The organism is Clostridium amazonense (genome assembly GCF_056431285.1).
The window spans coordinates 87,907-102,616 of sequence record NZ_JBWKMH010000024.1 but is presented as its reverse complement, the minus strand read 5'-3'; the positions used below and the strand labels follow the sequence as shown (position 1 = coordinate 102,616).

Here is a 14,710-nt window from a genome sequence, read left to right as displayed (position 1 = left end):
AAAATTTTAAGTTGAAACATGAATAACTTTTTTATTTCATCAAGAAACAGGAATTATTTAAATTAGTATTTCTTTAAAAATTGATTTAGAAAATCTTATTAATTTGTGTTTTATTTTCAAGACCTGAACCCAAGGACGGGTTTAGCGACTGCCTAGACAGGACGTCGATTCAGCCGTTTAGTCTTGAAAATAAAATAGCAAATTCATTAGAGTTTCTTTGAAATTTTTATGAATAACGTTTTAAATAATTACTGCTTCTTGGAATAACACTATTCTCATTTAATACTTGAATAATTTCATTTTTCAGCTTGGAACTCTATAAAAATACAATTAGAATTTTAAGTTCTAATTGTATTTTAAAATTATATCATATAATCTTCAAATATGGTTTTAAAATCATTTATATTGAAAGTATCACTTTCAATTTTATATAAATTTTCATTTATACCTATTTGGTTTGTATCAAAAATCGTAATATAATAAGAAACATTATCATTATTGATGAATTGTATTATGAAACTATTGTTGGAATTTTCAATTCTCTTCAAAAATTGTTTGTTTATAACTTGCTTACTTAAATACTCAAAAAGTTCATTTACTTTCTTCTTATCTTCTATAATGTATTTATTAGAAGTTGAAGTTTCACATATTTCAATTGTATTATAATCAAATTTAGTAAGTTTATTTGAAAAAGTTGTATCTATATTATATTCACTAATAATTAGTATGCTAATTATTAGTATTAGTGGGATAACAAGTATTAAAAAATTCTTTTTACTAGTCATATTAAAAAACTCCTAATGTTAATTATATCTTTTTATAGATTCAATAAAATACCTATGTTCAGTACTATATATAGAACCATTAACTTCAATTTCTTTATTAAGTTTTAGTAATTTATCAAAGGTTTTATCTACAGTAAACTCAGGAAATTCCCAAGGAATAATTTTGGCATAGTAAACAAGAGCACCTATGTCATAGAAATATGTTTTAGGGAAAAATTCACCACTAGATAGAACTTCCAAATCACATGTCTTGCATTCATTTAGAATTTCATTTAGACCTAAATCATGGTTGATTATATTTGGAACTTCTCCAAGAAGAAATTTAGACATTTCAATATTGTTTTTCCCGCCAACTTGTTGAGTTATAAATTTTCCACCTGGCTTTAATATTCTAGTTACTTCTGATAAAGAAAAAGACTCATGTTTATTTATGATTAAATCAAAATAATTATCTTCAAAAGGTAAATTATTATCATCAGTAACTTCTCTAACTTCTATATCATAAGGTTTTAATATGTTGGTACAAAGAATTAAATTTGGTTTATATGATTCTGTTGCATAAAATCTTGCTTTTTTTCGATTTAATGATAATAAAAACTCTCCTCCACCAGTACCCATATCAAGAACGGTTATATAATCTTTAATGTTATTTTCAACTATTTCTTTATAATTCCAAGGCAATGTATCTTCACTTATTCTATTATTTATATAGGAAAAATCCCAGCCTTTAAAAGTATGATTTTCTTCATGTTTCCAGTAATTTTTTAAATCTTCTAAATTCATAAATTACACCCCTTCATTTATATTATAAGTTATAAATTTATTGTAGTGTAATGTTTGATAACATTTAAATTTAGCTCGATGTTATATTGCTATCAAATATTACACCGAGCAGTTCCCTGTTTTTAAAAGCATATTAAACTCCTCTTCTCTTTTATAAATATACATTAATTATAATATGAATAAAACATTATATATACATTTATAGGAAAAATTTACATAAAATTTAATGATATATTTAGTTTTTTATATAAAAAATACATCATAGCTAAGCTATGATGTATTAGGAATTTTACAAATTGAATTCTGTTTCTTTTATATTTTCATAAAAATAAGTGTTACTAGTTTTTACATACGGTACAAGCCATATAAAACCTATGCCACAAGTTATTATAGAAAGAATTCCCCAACCTATAAAACTCAATTGTAAGCAAAAATACTCCCATTTATGACCGTCCATCATTTTCTTACTTTTATCAATAGCATCTAATGCAGAAATTTCAGGATTATCTGCTATTATATAAAATGTCATTGAATATTTAATTTCAGCAATAATACCCGGAATTATAAGTAATAGAGTCCATAATGCTATAAATATAGTCATCAGAACTTGTGCAATTAATGCTGTTACATAATTATTAAATCCTTTAAATAAGTCCTCTAAATCAAAATCTCTAGTTCTTATAAACTTTAAAAAACAAATAGCAATACCTAGGTTTAATGGCGCAAAAATAAGTGCCTGTAAAATCCTAGGTATAAAAAATATATCATTAGATAGGTTCAGACCAAATTCAAAGTGATATATGGTAACTTTTCCAAAAATACCTTCTATTGCGCAAGTAAATAAGAATATAATTAGACATACTAAAATAGGCGCCCCCCAATGCCCCTTTAATTGATTTCGTGCTTTTTCTCTTAATGTAGAATTAGCTACATAATTAGTGCTCATTTTATACCTCCAACATTTTAAAATTTTTCATAATATAGTATATTATACAACAAATTTTAATATACTATATAACTTTATAAATATTTTATATTTTAATTTATACATTTATTAATTGATAGTATTAGTAGGAAATTTAATTCCTACTTTTTTATTTGTAATCAGTTTAGAACTATAAGATAATATATCCAAACGTCATTAGACAAGGTTGAAACAATTGCACTTTTCACTTGGTTATCAACATGATAATAGAATAAACTATAAGTTTAATAGTATCATTTGATAAAGAGATTACTTTAAATTTAAGTTTGGAACACTATAGTAATGTAAATTTATATATAATAAAAAAGTGATTTTTAGATATAAAATCACTTTTTTATTAAGCTTAGAATAGATACTTTATTTAATAAGCATATTAGTAGCTCTATTTAAAATACCAGTTATATATGCGATTAAAATACCATAATTAGTTATTGGAACGTTTTGCTCCTTACATAAGGCTATTCTATTTATAATAGTTTTCCTATTTACCATGCATCCACCACAATGAATTACTAAATCATAATCTTTAATATTTAATGGAAAATCACAACCACTTTTAAAATCATATTGAAGTTTAAGATTAGTAAATTTATTAATCATATTAGGTATTTTAATTCTTCCAATGTCTTCATGTGATGTATTGTGAGTACAATTTTCACAAATTAGAACTTTAGATTTATCATTTAAAAATTTTATACTTTTAGCACCTTCTATAAAAGTATTTAAATCTCCTTTTTGTCTAGCAAAAAGAATAGAAAAACTTGTCAAATTTATTGAAGAATTAACTATAGATGAAACTTTTTTGAAAGCTTGAGAATCAGTTATTACAAGCTTAACATCCGTAATATCATTTAATGCATACTCAAGTTCAGTATCTCTTACAACGTATGCTTTTGCACCATAATCTAAACATTCTCTTATACATTGTACTTGTGGAAGTATTAATCTACCTTTTGGAGATTCAGAGTCTATTGGGACTACTAATATAATCTTGTCATTATAAGAAAGCAAATCTCCAATTAAAGGTAACTCCTCATCTAAGTGTTTTAGATTTTCTATGAGTTCATTTTTAAAAATGTCTATACCTATATCTGTAGTAGTTGATATAAATTGGGCATTTCTAAATTTATCTTTTAGCTTCTTCAAATCTTCATCACTTAATTTATCAATTTTATTAAAAACTAATAAGTGAGGTATATTAAATTTTTTAAAATTTAACTTCATTTTTTCATAATAAGACAAATCTATATCTAAAGAATCTATAACATAAATTGCAAAGTCGGTTTTAGTAAGCATTTCTAAAGTTTTATTAATTCTAAGTTTAGAAAGTTCACTATTATCATCAATGCCAGCAGTATCTATAAAAAGTACTGGTCCTATAGGTAATAATTCCATTGCTTTTAAAACTGGATCAGTTGTTGTCCCTTTGACTTTAGAAACTAAAGAAATATCTTGATTTAAGAGTTTATTTATTATTGATGATTTACCAACATTAGCTTTACCATATATGCCAATATGTTTTCTATTAGAATTAGGTGTATTATTCATAAAATTCTCCTTAAATATATAAATCTCTATAACCTTTTTTTAATTTTTCTAAATTAGATTTAACTAAATCTTTAATGTCTTCCCTTTTTATATGATCCAAATTATTTAATATAGTTTTTTCTACTTTTTCAATAAAGGCTTTGTCGCCATAATCTAATGCATATTCCATTAAGGTTGTCATAGCATTAGGTTCGCATACATTTTGTATCTCACCAGATTTTGCAAGGCTCATAAACCTTTCACCAGTTCTACCTTTTCTATAACACGCAGTACAATAACTTGGAATATATCCATCATCTAACAATTCATTTAAAACTTCTAATGGTGTTCTTCTATCTGCAGTTTTAAATTGCTCAACATTTTCCCCATTTTCCTCTTTTTCATATCCACCTACACCAGTATTAGAACCTGCACTGACTTGAGATACACCATATTTAAGTGCTTCACATCTCATACTTTCACTTTCTCTAGTAGAAAGTATGATACCTGTAAAAGGAACTGCTATTCTTATTATTGCAATAATTTTCTTGAAAGTTTCATCATCAACTAAATGAGGAAATTGTTTCAAATCCATACCTTCAGCTTTACGTAATCTAGGAACAGATATAGTATGAAATCCAACATTAAATTTTTCTTCTAGATGTTCATTGTGTATCATTAGTGATAAAACTTCATATTTGTAGTCTGAAAGTCCAAAAAGCACACCACCACCTACATCATCAATTCCACCTTCCATTGCTCTATCAAAGGCTGTTAAATGATATTCATAGTCTGATTTAAGTGAATTTGGATGCATTTTATCATAAGATTTTTTATTATAAGTTTCTTGAAACAATATATAAGTTCCGATATTTGCATTTTTTAGTTTTCTATAATTTTCAACTGTTGTAGCAGCTATATTTACATTAACTCTTCTAATTTCTCCATTTTTATTTTGAGTTTTATAAATAGTATCTAAACACTCAAGAACATACTCTATAGGTGCATTGACAGGATCTTCCCCAAGTTCTAAAGCCAATCTTTTATGACCCATTTTTTCTAAAATTTTAACTTCTTTAGCAACTTCACTTTGACTTAATTTTTTTCTTTCAAATTTATTACATTTTTTATAACCACAATAGACACAGTTATTAACACAATAATCACTAACATAAAGAGGTGCAAATAATACTATTCTTTTACCATAAATACTTTCTTTTATTTCACCAGCTATTTTATACATTTCCTCTATTTGTTTTGAGTCTTTAATTTGAAGAAGTATAGCAATATCTTTATGAGTTAAACCTCTTTTTATCTTAGCCTTTTCTAAAACTTTTTGAATATCTTCTTTTGTTGCAGTTTTAGCATCTTCTAAAATATTTTCTATATAATTATTATTAATAAACATAAAATCCCCTACTTTCAATCTTTAATTTTACTATTACCTATACTCTCATCTATTTCAAATCCGATAGATTTAAGACTATTTTCTATTTCTAATTTACACTCTGCAGATTCCCCATTTGTATATGCTTTATTGTTATATAGTAAGTATTTATTTCTAACTTCTATTGGAGAAAGATTAGGCATAATAACATTTGCACCAGCTTTTATACCTTTTTCTCGTCCAAATTTATCTAATGTACCAAGTGCTGTCGTGGCTGGAAGTAAAATTTTAGGACTTAATAATCTAATTAATGCTAACATTACAATAGTTTTTTCTACAGTTCCAGAGCATTCATTTTTAAGCTCAGTATCTTTATGAGGAATAAAAGGACCTATTCCACACATATGTGGATTAAGCTCTTTTATATATCTTAAATCCTGAACTAAATGCTCATTTTTTTGAAAAGGAAGTCCTACCATAAAACCGGCCCCAATTTCATAACCAATTTTTCTTAAGTTTAAAAGACACTTACGTCTATTTTCAAAACTAGCATCAGGATGAAATCTATTATAAAGTTCATTATTAGCAGTCTCATGTCTCAAAAGATATCTATTTGCACCAGCCTTAAACATTTTCTCATAAGAATCATAACTTCTTTCTCCTAATGAAAGTGTAATGGCAGAATTAGGACACTCTTTCTTTATATTTTTTATAATCTCTATCATTTTATTATCATCAAAGTATGGATCTTCACCACTTTGAAGGACAAATGTTTTATATCCTAATTTATCACCAGTTTTTACAGAAGTCATAATTTCCTCTAAGGATAATCTATATCTATGAGCATATTTATTTGAGCATCTTATTCCACAATATAAACAATTTTTAATACAATAATTGCTAAATTCTATTAGTCCCCTAATATATACTTTATTACCATAAAACTTTAGCCTCGTTTCATTAGCTTTTTTTATTAAAAATTCTATATTTTCTGAATTTAAATTATCTAGTATATATAGAATCTTTTCATCCTCTAAATTATTAGTTTTATATAATTCTTCTACATATTTATTTACTTTTAAAATACTCATTTGGCTTATTTCCTAATTAAGTTCTACTTTTGATATAGATGTTTTAACTGAAACACCATTTATATTTCCAAGTTTTCCAGTAAGACTATTAATTTCATCTAAATCACCAGTTACTACTATAGATATTACAGAAACACCTTCTTCAAAAGGTATGCCCATTCTTCCACGTATGCTTCCTCTAAAATTTGTAATAATTTTATTAAATTCAATTTGACATTCTGTAGGATTTTCTAAAATTGCACTTATTACTGCTATTTTTTTCATATTAATCTCCCCTTAATAAAAAATAAAAAACCTAGTTTTCTTTATTTAAAGAAAACTAGGTTTTGAAATCATAAATAATATAAAATTCCAAGCTTAAATTTAAAATAATCCCTTTATCAAATGATAATTCTATAATCAAAGTTTATTCCTATCATGGCATTTGCAACCAATTAACAATGATGGTTAATATTATTCATTTCTAATTTTCACATTCATTGTCCATTATAAATTTTAAAAAATATAGATTAAAACTTAGCATTAAAATTATCAATTGAAATCTGAATAACTTAAAATTTAAAGTTTAAACTTGAATTCCTATAGATACAACTTTATCCCATAATTAGTTTTCTTTCAGCTTAGAAGTTTCTTTGCTGTTAGATATAGGGAAACAAGCTCGAATTTAAAACTATTTTTTTAGCTGTAAATATATTGCTTTCAAAAGAAATACTTACTGTAAAATGATTCCGAGCTGGTCTCACTCTTAAGGGTGTCCAAGTTTTTGAACTAATAATTATTAAGATGAACTTGGAACCCTATATATAAAACAAATATAAATGAAAATAAACTTATGTAAAAAGAATACTCTCTAAACATATGAATAAAATCATTTTCTGATTTCATAATAATACTTTATGAAATATATGTCAATTATATACATAAAAAATAAATTATAGGTATTATAACTATTAATCCTAACAAATTATATAAAGTAAAAACTTTAATATAATTATTATTTTCATCTTTTATTTCTTTTACATATAGTTTATATGAAATAAGGCTAGCTAAAGAAGCTATTAGGGTACCCATACCACCTATATTTACACCTAGCAATAATTCTTTTGAATAGTTTGTAAAATTTGATATAAGCATAGTTGCAGGTACATTACTTATTATTTGACTAGATAATATACTATAAAAATATGTACTTTTACTACTATTAAATAAATTTTCCATGAAAATTTTTACTTCTTCCATAGAAGATATATTTCCTATGAATATGAAAAAAGCAACAAAAGTTAAAAGTAATGAATAATCAACTTTTTTGAAAAGACTTTTATCTAAAAATACCACAAAAATTATTGTTAAAATAAAAGTAATTTTATAATCAATAATTTTAAATACTGATAAAATTACTAAAAAAAATAAAGCTACTACTAAAAATATTTTATTTTTATCCTTAATTTCTATTTTTTCTACATTGAAATTCAATTTAAAATCTTTTTCTTTAAATATTAAAATTGATAAAAAGACTAAACCTATTAATATTAATGGGAAAGTTGATTTTAAAAAAGATATTATATTCATGTTATAAAAAGAATAAATAAACAAGTTTTGTGGATTTCCCATTGGTGTTAATGCACTACCTAAATTAGCACCTAAAGTTTGAAATACTATAGTTTTTAAAGCATTAATATTTGCCTTTTTACTAGTTATTATGGTAAGTGGAACAAAAGTAATTAGAGCTACATCATTTGTTACAAACATTGCTGAAAAAAATGTTATAAAAACTAAGACTAAGTTTACTTTTCTAGAGGTTGTACATTTTTCTAGCAAAGTAATTGCAATTTTATCTAATACTTTAAATTTATTTAATGCTGCAACAATTACCATTAAATTAAATAGTAAAATTAGTACCTTAAAATCAATATATTCTAACTTTGGCATAGAAATTAATGAAGTTATTAGTGCTAGTAGTGTCGCTATTATTAGAACACATTCTTTTTTAAAAAAAATTATTATTTTATTATTTTTCATAACAGTATCACCTATATACAATTTATTTACATAAGAAAACATGCTTATTATATTTAAAAGCATGTTTTGATTAAAATTATTCTTTATCCTTATAATTTATATTAATCATTTGAGTGTCATCCATATCTTTCTTTACTTCTACAAAATCAGTATCTACTACTTTAGCTTTTTGAGTAAAATATTCACTCTCATTACTTTGTTTATTATAATTTTTATATTTAGTGCCATCACTATTTTTCACTAAATTATTTATAGTATTTATTGCAGATGAAGTTACTTTTTTAGCTACTTCACTTGTGATTTCTACACCTTTGTTAACAACTACTTCTGCTGATTCTCCTGCTTTATCTATATTACTTTTTATTTCAGTACCAAGATTTTTACCTTTTTCTGCAAATTTGTCTTTTTCACCTTCTTGTTTAGATATATTTTCTCTAACAATTCCAAAAACATCTGCAGTAGCTTCTATTCCGATTTTTGAAGCAGTACCAACAACTTTCATACCATTTTTAACAACTTTGCCCAATATAGTCATTTAAATTACCTCACTATCTATCCTTTAATATATAATTATTCATACTTTTTAAAAAAATTCTAAGTTTTTTCTTATATTTTTAATTTTAACTTATTCTTATAATTTTAATCATAATATAGGGTTTTAATTTCAAATTCAAAATGACATCTTTATCAAAAATATAATCCTAGAGTTACAAATTATTCATATTTTCATATTTGAAATCAATTTAAAATTAAAAATTAATATATCCAAATGTTGCTATGCAAGGTTGAAACCTCGCATATATGTGAATTTGCACGTTTTATTTTTCCTTTGTGGCTAAAATGTATAACACCTTAGTAGCTGAGGTTTTAACTTTGCCGGTCTTTGATTTGGATGCAAATAATGAAAATAATATATCCTAGTAACGTTTAGCAAGAATGAATTCTCGCCTACAAAGATGATAATGACATTTAAGAATAGAAATACTTAAAAACTCAATTTTAATATTTACTTTTAATTTTCCATTAAATTAATTACAATTCTCACTTGAAACATGAACAATTTTATTTTCATATTTGAACTCTATATTATTATACATATTTTTATGTACTTATATCAACAAGTATAACTGAATATAATACAAATTTAAACATTAAAATATAGATTTATTGTATAAACTACAAATAAATGTTAGAATTATTGTAAATATACTATAAAAGGAGTGCTAGTTTATGACAAATATTTCTTATAAGAAAAGTGAAAACAAATTTATAAGTAAAACTTTTCTTTATATGGCTATGGGTTTAGTATTAACATTTGCAGTTGCATATCTAGTTTCAATTAATCCATTCTTTATCAATTTAATATACTCTAATGGAATGATCTTATTTACAGTGTGTGCTATTGAAATTGGATTAGTTGTAATTATTAATAGAAAGCTTGAAGATATATCTTCTAAAGCAGCTTTGGCATTATTTCTATTATATTCTGCTGTTAGTGGAATAACCTTTGCAACTATTTTTACAATGTATGCATTAAATTCTATAATAACTGTATTTATAATATCAGCTGTAATGTTTTTTTGTGCAAGTATGATTGGTATAAAGTCTGAAAAAGATTTATCAACAGTTGGAAGAATAGCAATTATGGCTCTTATGGGGATTATAATTGCTAGTATATTAAATATTTTTATAGGTTCTGGAGGTTTGTATAATGCAATAAGTTACATCGGTGTATTCTTATTTTGTGGTTTAACTGCATATGATATGCAAAAAGTTAAGCATATACATATGAACTCATATGAACTAAGTAGTCAAGATGTAAGTAAATATGCAATAATTGCAGCATTAGAACTTTATCTTGATTTAATAAATTTATTTATATATCTTTTAAGAATAATTGGAAAAAGAAAATAGATTTATAAAGAAATAGAGATATCTTTTTTATTAAGATATCTCTATTTTTATATTGGGAACCAGTTGACAATTGAAAATTTACAGTTCTTTTAAATTGGAAATTCAATTTAAAAATTTACTGCCCATTGTTAATTTTAAAAATATAGATTAATAATTAGCGTTAAAATTCTCAACTGAAAGATGAATAACGTTTTAAATAATTCCTGTTTCTTGGAATACTACTATTCTCGTTTAAATTAATTCATCATATTCTTTTCTTAATTGTTCTCTAAAATCAGGATGAGCAATATTAATTAAAAGTTCTGCTCTTTCTCTTAAAGATTTTCCTCTTAAATCTGCAATTCCATATTCAGTAACTATATACTGTACATCATTTCTTGTTGTAGTTACAGCTGCACCTTTATCTAAGCATGAAACTATTCTGGAAATTTTACCTTTAGCTGCTGTTGATGGCATTGCTAAAATTGACTTACCACCTTCAGCCATACTTGAACCTCTAACATAGTCTACTTGTCCACCAACACCACTAAATTGTTTAGTTCCAATAGTTTCAGAAACTACTTGTCCCATTAAATCTACCTGAATACAAGAATTTATTGAAACCATTTTATAATTTTGCATTATCACTTTTGGATCATTTACATAATCAACTGGATATAATTCTACTTCTGGATTATTATCTACAAAATCATATAATTTTTTAGTTCCCATCAAAAATGTAACAATCATTTTATCTTTATGAAGTGTTTTTCTTTTATTTGTAATGACACCTTCATTATATAAATCAACAACCCCATCAGAAATCATTTCTGAATGAATGCCTAAATCTTTCTTATCCTTTAAAAACATTAAAACAGCATCAGGTATAGAACCTATTCCAAGTTGTAATGTTGAACCATCTTCTATAAGTTTTGCACAATTCATGCCAATAGCTTTTTCTACATCACTTATTTTTGAAGGTTTAAGCTCAACTAATGGATAATTAGTTTCTACTAAATAATCCATATCACTTATATGAATAAAATTATCACCAAAAGTTCTAGGCATATTTTCATTAACTTCTGCTATTATAAGTTTAGCATTTTCTGTTGCAGGTTTTGTATAGTCGCAAGAAGTACCAAAACTACAATAACCATGCTCGTCTGGTTTAGACACTTGAAGCATAACTACATCTATAGGCATATGACCTTCTTTAAATAATCTAGGAGCTTCTGAAAAGAAACACGGAGTGAAATCTGCTCTTCTTTCATTTACAGCTTTTCTTGTACTAGCTCCTATAAAAAGAGCATTGTGTCTAAAATGATCTTTCATTTCAGAATTTGTATACTCTCCTGGTCCTAGTGCAACCATATGAACTATCTCTACATTGTGATAGTTTTCATGATTAGTAACCATTGCTTTAACTAAATCTTTAGGTTCTCCAACAGCATGAGCTATAACAACTCTGTCTTCAGATTTTATATGTTTAACAGCTTCACTTGCTGATATTAATTTACTTTTATAAATTTCGCTTAAATTCATAACTGTCACCTTAATAACCCTTTATATTATTCTTTTATTCCAGCTATAGTTTTAGCAAGTTTTTTCTTAGCTTCTAAATTTCCTTGTCTAGAAATCATTATTCTTTGTGCTTGTGGAGAACCAGCTCCATGCATTGATTCAGTTCTATATCCAACAGCGGAAGCACCTAAACACATGTTTTCAATTAATCTTAAAATTCTCATTCTATCTTCTGTAGGAACAGATGCCACACCTTTAAAATATTTTTTGCATATATCTCCTACTTCTGGTGAATTAAAATCTTTTGCAGATGGCATTGTAACCATTAATCCACCGGCTATGTCTTCAGCTAATCTACAAATTTCATATGGGAATCTTGTGACATTTTGCTTACAAACGTTTGCAAGTAACAAATCAATTTCATAGTTACCAGCTTCAGTTTTCTTACCTTCAGCAGAACAAGCGATTCCACAACAATATAGTGTTTCATTTAAATGGATCATTTCTATTAATTTATCTTTAAGATGGCTTGCTTTAGGAACTCCATTATAATCTGCTGCTACTGCTGCTGCACCTATTAATACATCACCAACACCAACTTTACATCCACCGTAGCTTTGTCTATGATATCCTGCAAATCTTTCAACTAACATTCCAGCAAATTCATATTCTTCACAAAGGAATATTCTATCATTAGGAACAAAAACATCATCAAATACAACTAAGGCTTCTTGTCCCCCAAAATTTTTATTTCCTAAATCTACATCTGCATTTTCTTCAAGTTTTCTAGTATCACAAGATTGTCTTCCAAGAATCATTAATAGACCTTCAGCATCTGTAGGAATAGCAAATGATACAGCATATGCTTTATCTTCTTCTTTCATTGCAATTGTAGGCATTATTAAATGTTCATGAGAGTTTATAGAACCAGTTTGATGAGCTTTAGCACCTCTTACAACAATACCATCCGGTCTTCTTTCAACAATGTGTAAGAATAAATCAGGATCTTCTTGTTTACTTGGTGATAATCCTCTATCTCCTTTAGGATCTGTCATAGCTCCATCAACAGTTAAATCGTTTTCTTGAACAAATTTTAAATATTTCACAAAATTCTCATGATAATGAGTTCCATGAGCTTTGTCTATTTCAAAAGTTGTAGAATATACAGCATTAAATGCATCCATACCTACACATCTTTGAAAACAAGTTGCAGTTTTTTGACCAACTAATCTTTGCATTTTAACCTTTTTAACTAAATCATCTGTACTTTGATGTAAATGACAAAAACGATTTACTATTTCTCCTGTAAGATTAGATTTTGCAGTCATTAAATCTTTATATTCATCTTGTTGTGCTAAATCATAAGTCATAGCAACTGAATTTATTGATGGTCTAACAATTGGATGATCTACAAAATTTTCAACCCTTTCACCTAAAACGTAAACTTTTGTTTTTAATTTTCTTAAACTTTCAATGTACTCTGCACCTGTCATTAGTGACATAACATTCAACTCCCCTTTTAACATAATATGTTTTCATGTCACTATAACAAAGCAATTTATATGCCAACCTCATTTACTTATTAAGTATTTTCTTCGCTATATCAATTAATTCATCACCAACACCTTGTGCCAATTTTACACCTTTGATTTCTTTTAGTTCTTCTTTAAGTAGTATAGACACAGTGTCTTCAAGAGTTTTACTAGCTGATGGACAATTAGCACATGCACCTTTAAATCTAATTGTAACTATATTATCATTAAATTTAACTAATTCAGCTTCTCCACCATGATTTAACAATATTGGATTAATTTTTTCATTTAGAACTTTTTTTATATTATTTTCCATAAATAAATCCCCCATTTTTGTTGCAAAATTGCAACTTTTTTTGTAACTATCTTGTAAAAATAAAATTTAATATAATAATTTACATTTTAAGTTGAGATAAACATCATCAAAATATTAAATTTACATGAATATTGTGACTTTTCTTTATTCTAATAGTACATATTATTTTTTAAAATATAAATATTGCAACTTTGCATTTATGGTGCATTTTTGCAACAAGTATATTTTTTACATTTTAATATAAACATTTTAACTACCTCCTATCTTTATATAAAAAATGAAGGTCCTAATTTTACTTTTCCCGTATATATACAAATATGTTATCATTTAAGAATAAATTTATCAATTTTAAAATTTGCCTATTATATTTTTTTTACTTTAGTTAATAATAGTATTAATACATATTATAGTTTTATTAATTTATATAAAATTATAATAAAACTAAGGAGGAATATTTTATGGCAGAAATTTTTAAAATTAATGATGCTCATGGAAACACAGTAGAAATGGAGTTAATTGACAAGCTATTTGTAGATAATAAAGAATACATAATAGCTGGACCTAAAAATGCTAATGAAGCTTATGCTTATAGAGTTACTCATTTAGGTAGTGAAGTTCAATATGATTCTGTAAGCAAAGGACCTGAATTTGATAAAGTGTTGAAGGAATATAATAAAGCTATGTAGTTTTTAAGGAAAGGAAGATTGTTATGAAAAGTCATAAAAAAGTTGTAGAAGAAAATGAAAAATATTATAAAGAAAAATTTAGAAACTCTGGACATCTTCCAGATAAGAATACATTTGAACCAACAAAATTAAATCCGGGAGAAGCACATACAAATATAAATAAAAACTTTTAATATTTAAAGTTA

Annotated in this window: 15 protein-coding genes; 3 read left to right on the top strand and 12 right to left on the bottom strand. The window is 25.6% G+C overall.

Features of this window, described 5'->3' with window-relative positions; genetic code table 11:
* Nucleotides 1-362 precede the first annotated feature (362 nt).
* The 9 genes from AC07E4_RS09820 to AC07E4_RS09780 form a co-directional block, all read right to left on the bottom strand.
* On the bottom strand, nt 363-785 hold the full coding sequence (locus AC07E4_RS09820) for a hypothetical protein (protein WP_478216277.1): 423 nt from the start codon (nt 783-785) through the stop codon (nt 363-365).
* Between the two features lie 18 nt (nt 786-803).
* Complete coding sequence (locus AC07E4_RS09815) at nt 804-1,568, bottom strand: class I SAM-dependent methyltransferase (protein ID WP_478216276.1); 765 nt, start codon at nt 1,566-1,568, stop codon at nt 804-806.
* A gap of 289 nt (nt 1,569-1,857) precedes the next feature.
* The gene (locus tag AC07E4_RS09810) at nt 1,858-2,514 is read right to left on the bottom strand and encodes a DUF975 family protein (RefSeq protein ID WP_430829207.1); all 657 of its coding nucleotides are present in this window, start codon (nt 2,512-2,514) and stop codon (nt 1,858-1,860) included.
* A 396-nt stretch (nt 2,515-2,910) separates the two neighbouring features.
* Nucleotides 2,911-4,101: a [FeFe] hydrogenase H-cluster maturation GTPase HydF gene (gene hydF / locus AC07E4_RS09805; RefSeq protein WP_430829206.1), complete on the bottom strand. Its 1,191-nt coding sequence runs from the start codon at nt 4,099-4,101 to the stop codon at nt 2,911-2,913.
* A 10-nt stretch (nt 4,102-4,111) separates the two neighbouring features.
* Nucleotides 4,112-5,488, bottom strand: a complete 1,377-nt coding sequence (gene hydG / locus AC07E4_RS09800; protein ID WP_430829205.1) for a [FeFe] hydrogenase H-cluster radical SAM maturase HydG — start codon at nt 5,486-5,488, stop codon at nt 4,112-4,114.
* Between the two features lie 14 nt (nt 5,489-5,502).
* Entirely contained in the window at nt 5,503-6,558 is a 1,056-nt protein-coding gene (gene hydE / locus AC07E4_RS09795) for a [FeFe] hydrogenase H-cluster radical SAM maturase HydE (RefSeq protein WP_478216275.1), read from the bottom strand.
* A 12-nt stretch (nt 6,559-6,570) separates the two neighbouring features.
* Entirely contained in the window at nt 6,571-6,822 is a 252-nt protein-coding gene (locus AC07E4_RS09790; protein WP_040327466.1) for a TM1266 family iron-only hydrogenase system putative regulator, read from the bottom strand.
* A 648-nt stretch (nt 6,823-7,470) separates the two neighbouring features.
* Nucleotides 7,471-8,577 carry an SLC13 family permease gene (locus tag AC07E4_RS09785; protein WP_430829203.1) on the bottom strand — a complete coding sequence of 369 codons (1,107 nt, stop codon included), beginning with the start codon at nt 8,575-8,577 and terminating at the stop codon, nt 7,471-7,473.
* 76 nt (nt 8,578-8,653) lie between these two features.
* A complete protein-coding gene (locus AC07E4_RS09780; protein ID WP_040327464.1) occupies nt 8,654-9,112 on the bottom strand; it encodes a hypothetical protein in 459 nt (152 codons plus the stop codon).
* 695 nt (nt 9,113-9,807) lie between these two features.
* Here AC07E4_RS09780 and AC07E4_RS09775 point away from each other — a divergent pair.
* Complete coding sequence (locus AC07E4_RS09775) at nt 9,808-10,491, top strand: Bax inhibitor-1/YccA family protein (protein ID WP_040327463.1); 684 nt, start codon at nt 9,808-9,810, stop codon at nt 10,489-10,491.
* Between the two features lie 231 nt (nt 10,492-10,722).
* Here AC07E4_RS09775 and AC07E4_RS09770 read toward each other — a convergent pair whose 3' ends face one another.
* From AC07E4_RS09770 to AC07E4_RS09760, 3 genes are all read right to left on the bottom strand, one after another.
* Complete coding sequence (locus AC07E4_RS09770; protein WP_040327462.1) at nt 10,723-12,012, bottom strand: acetyl-CoA hydrolase/transferase family protein; 1,290 nt, start codon at nt 12,010-12,012, stop codon at nt 10,723-10,725.
* A 26-nt stretch (nt 12,013-12,038) separates the two neighbouring features.
* Complete coding sequence (locus AC07E4_RS09765) at nt 12,039-13,493, bottom strand: 4-hydroxyphenylacetate 3-hydroxylase family protein (RefSeq protein ID WP_478216274.1); 1,455 nt, start codon at nt 13,491-13,493, stop codon at nt 12,039-12,041.
* Nucleotides 13,494-13,566: 73 nt separating this feature from the next.
* Entirely contained in the window at nt 13,567-13,839 is a 273-nt protein-coding gene (locus tag AC07E4_RS09760; RefSeq protein ID WP_040327460.1) for a NifU family protein, read from the bottom strand.
* Nucleotides 13,840-14,297: 458 nt separating this feature from the next.
* On the opposite strand from AC07E4_RS09760, the gene AC07E4_RS09755 reads away from it, so the two are divergent.
* Nucleotides 14,298-14,525, top strand: a complete 228-nt coding sequence (locus AC07E4_RS09755; RefSeq protein WP_040327459.1) for a DUF1292 domain-containing protein — start codon at nt 14,298-14,300, stop codon at nt 14,523-14,525.
* A gap of 23 nt (nt 14,526-14,548) precedes the next feature.
* On the top strand, nt 14,549-14,698 hold the full coding sequence (locus tag AC07E4_RS09750) for a hypothetical protein (RefSeq protein WP_158644462.1): 150 nt from the start codon (nt 14,549-14,551) through the stop codon (nt 14,696-14,698).
* Nucleotides 14,699-14,710 lie beyond the last annotated feature (12 nt).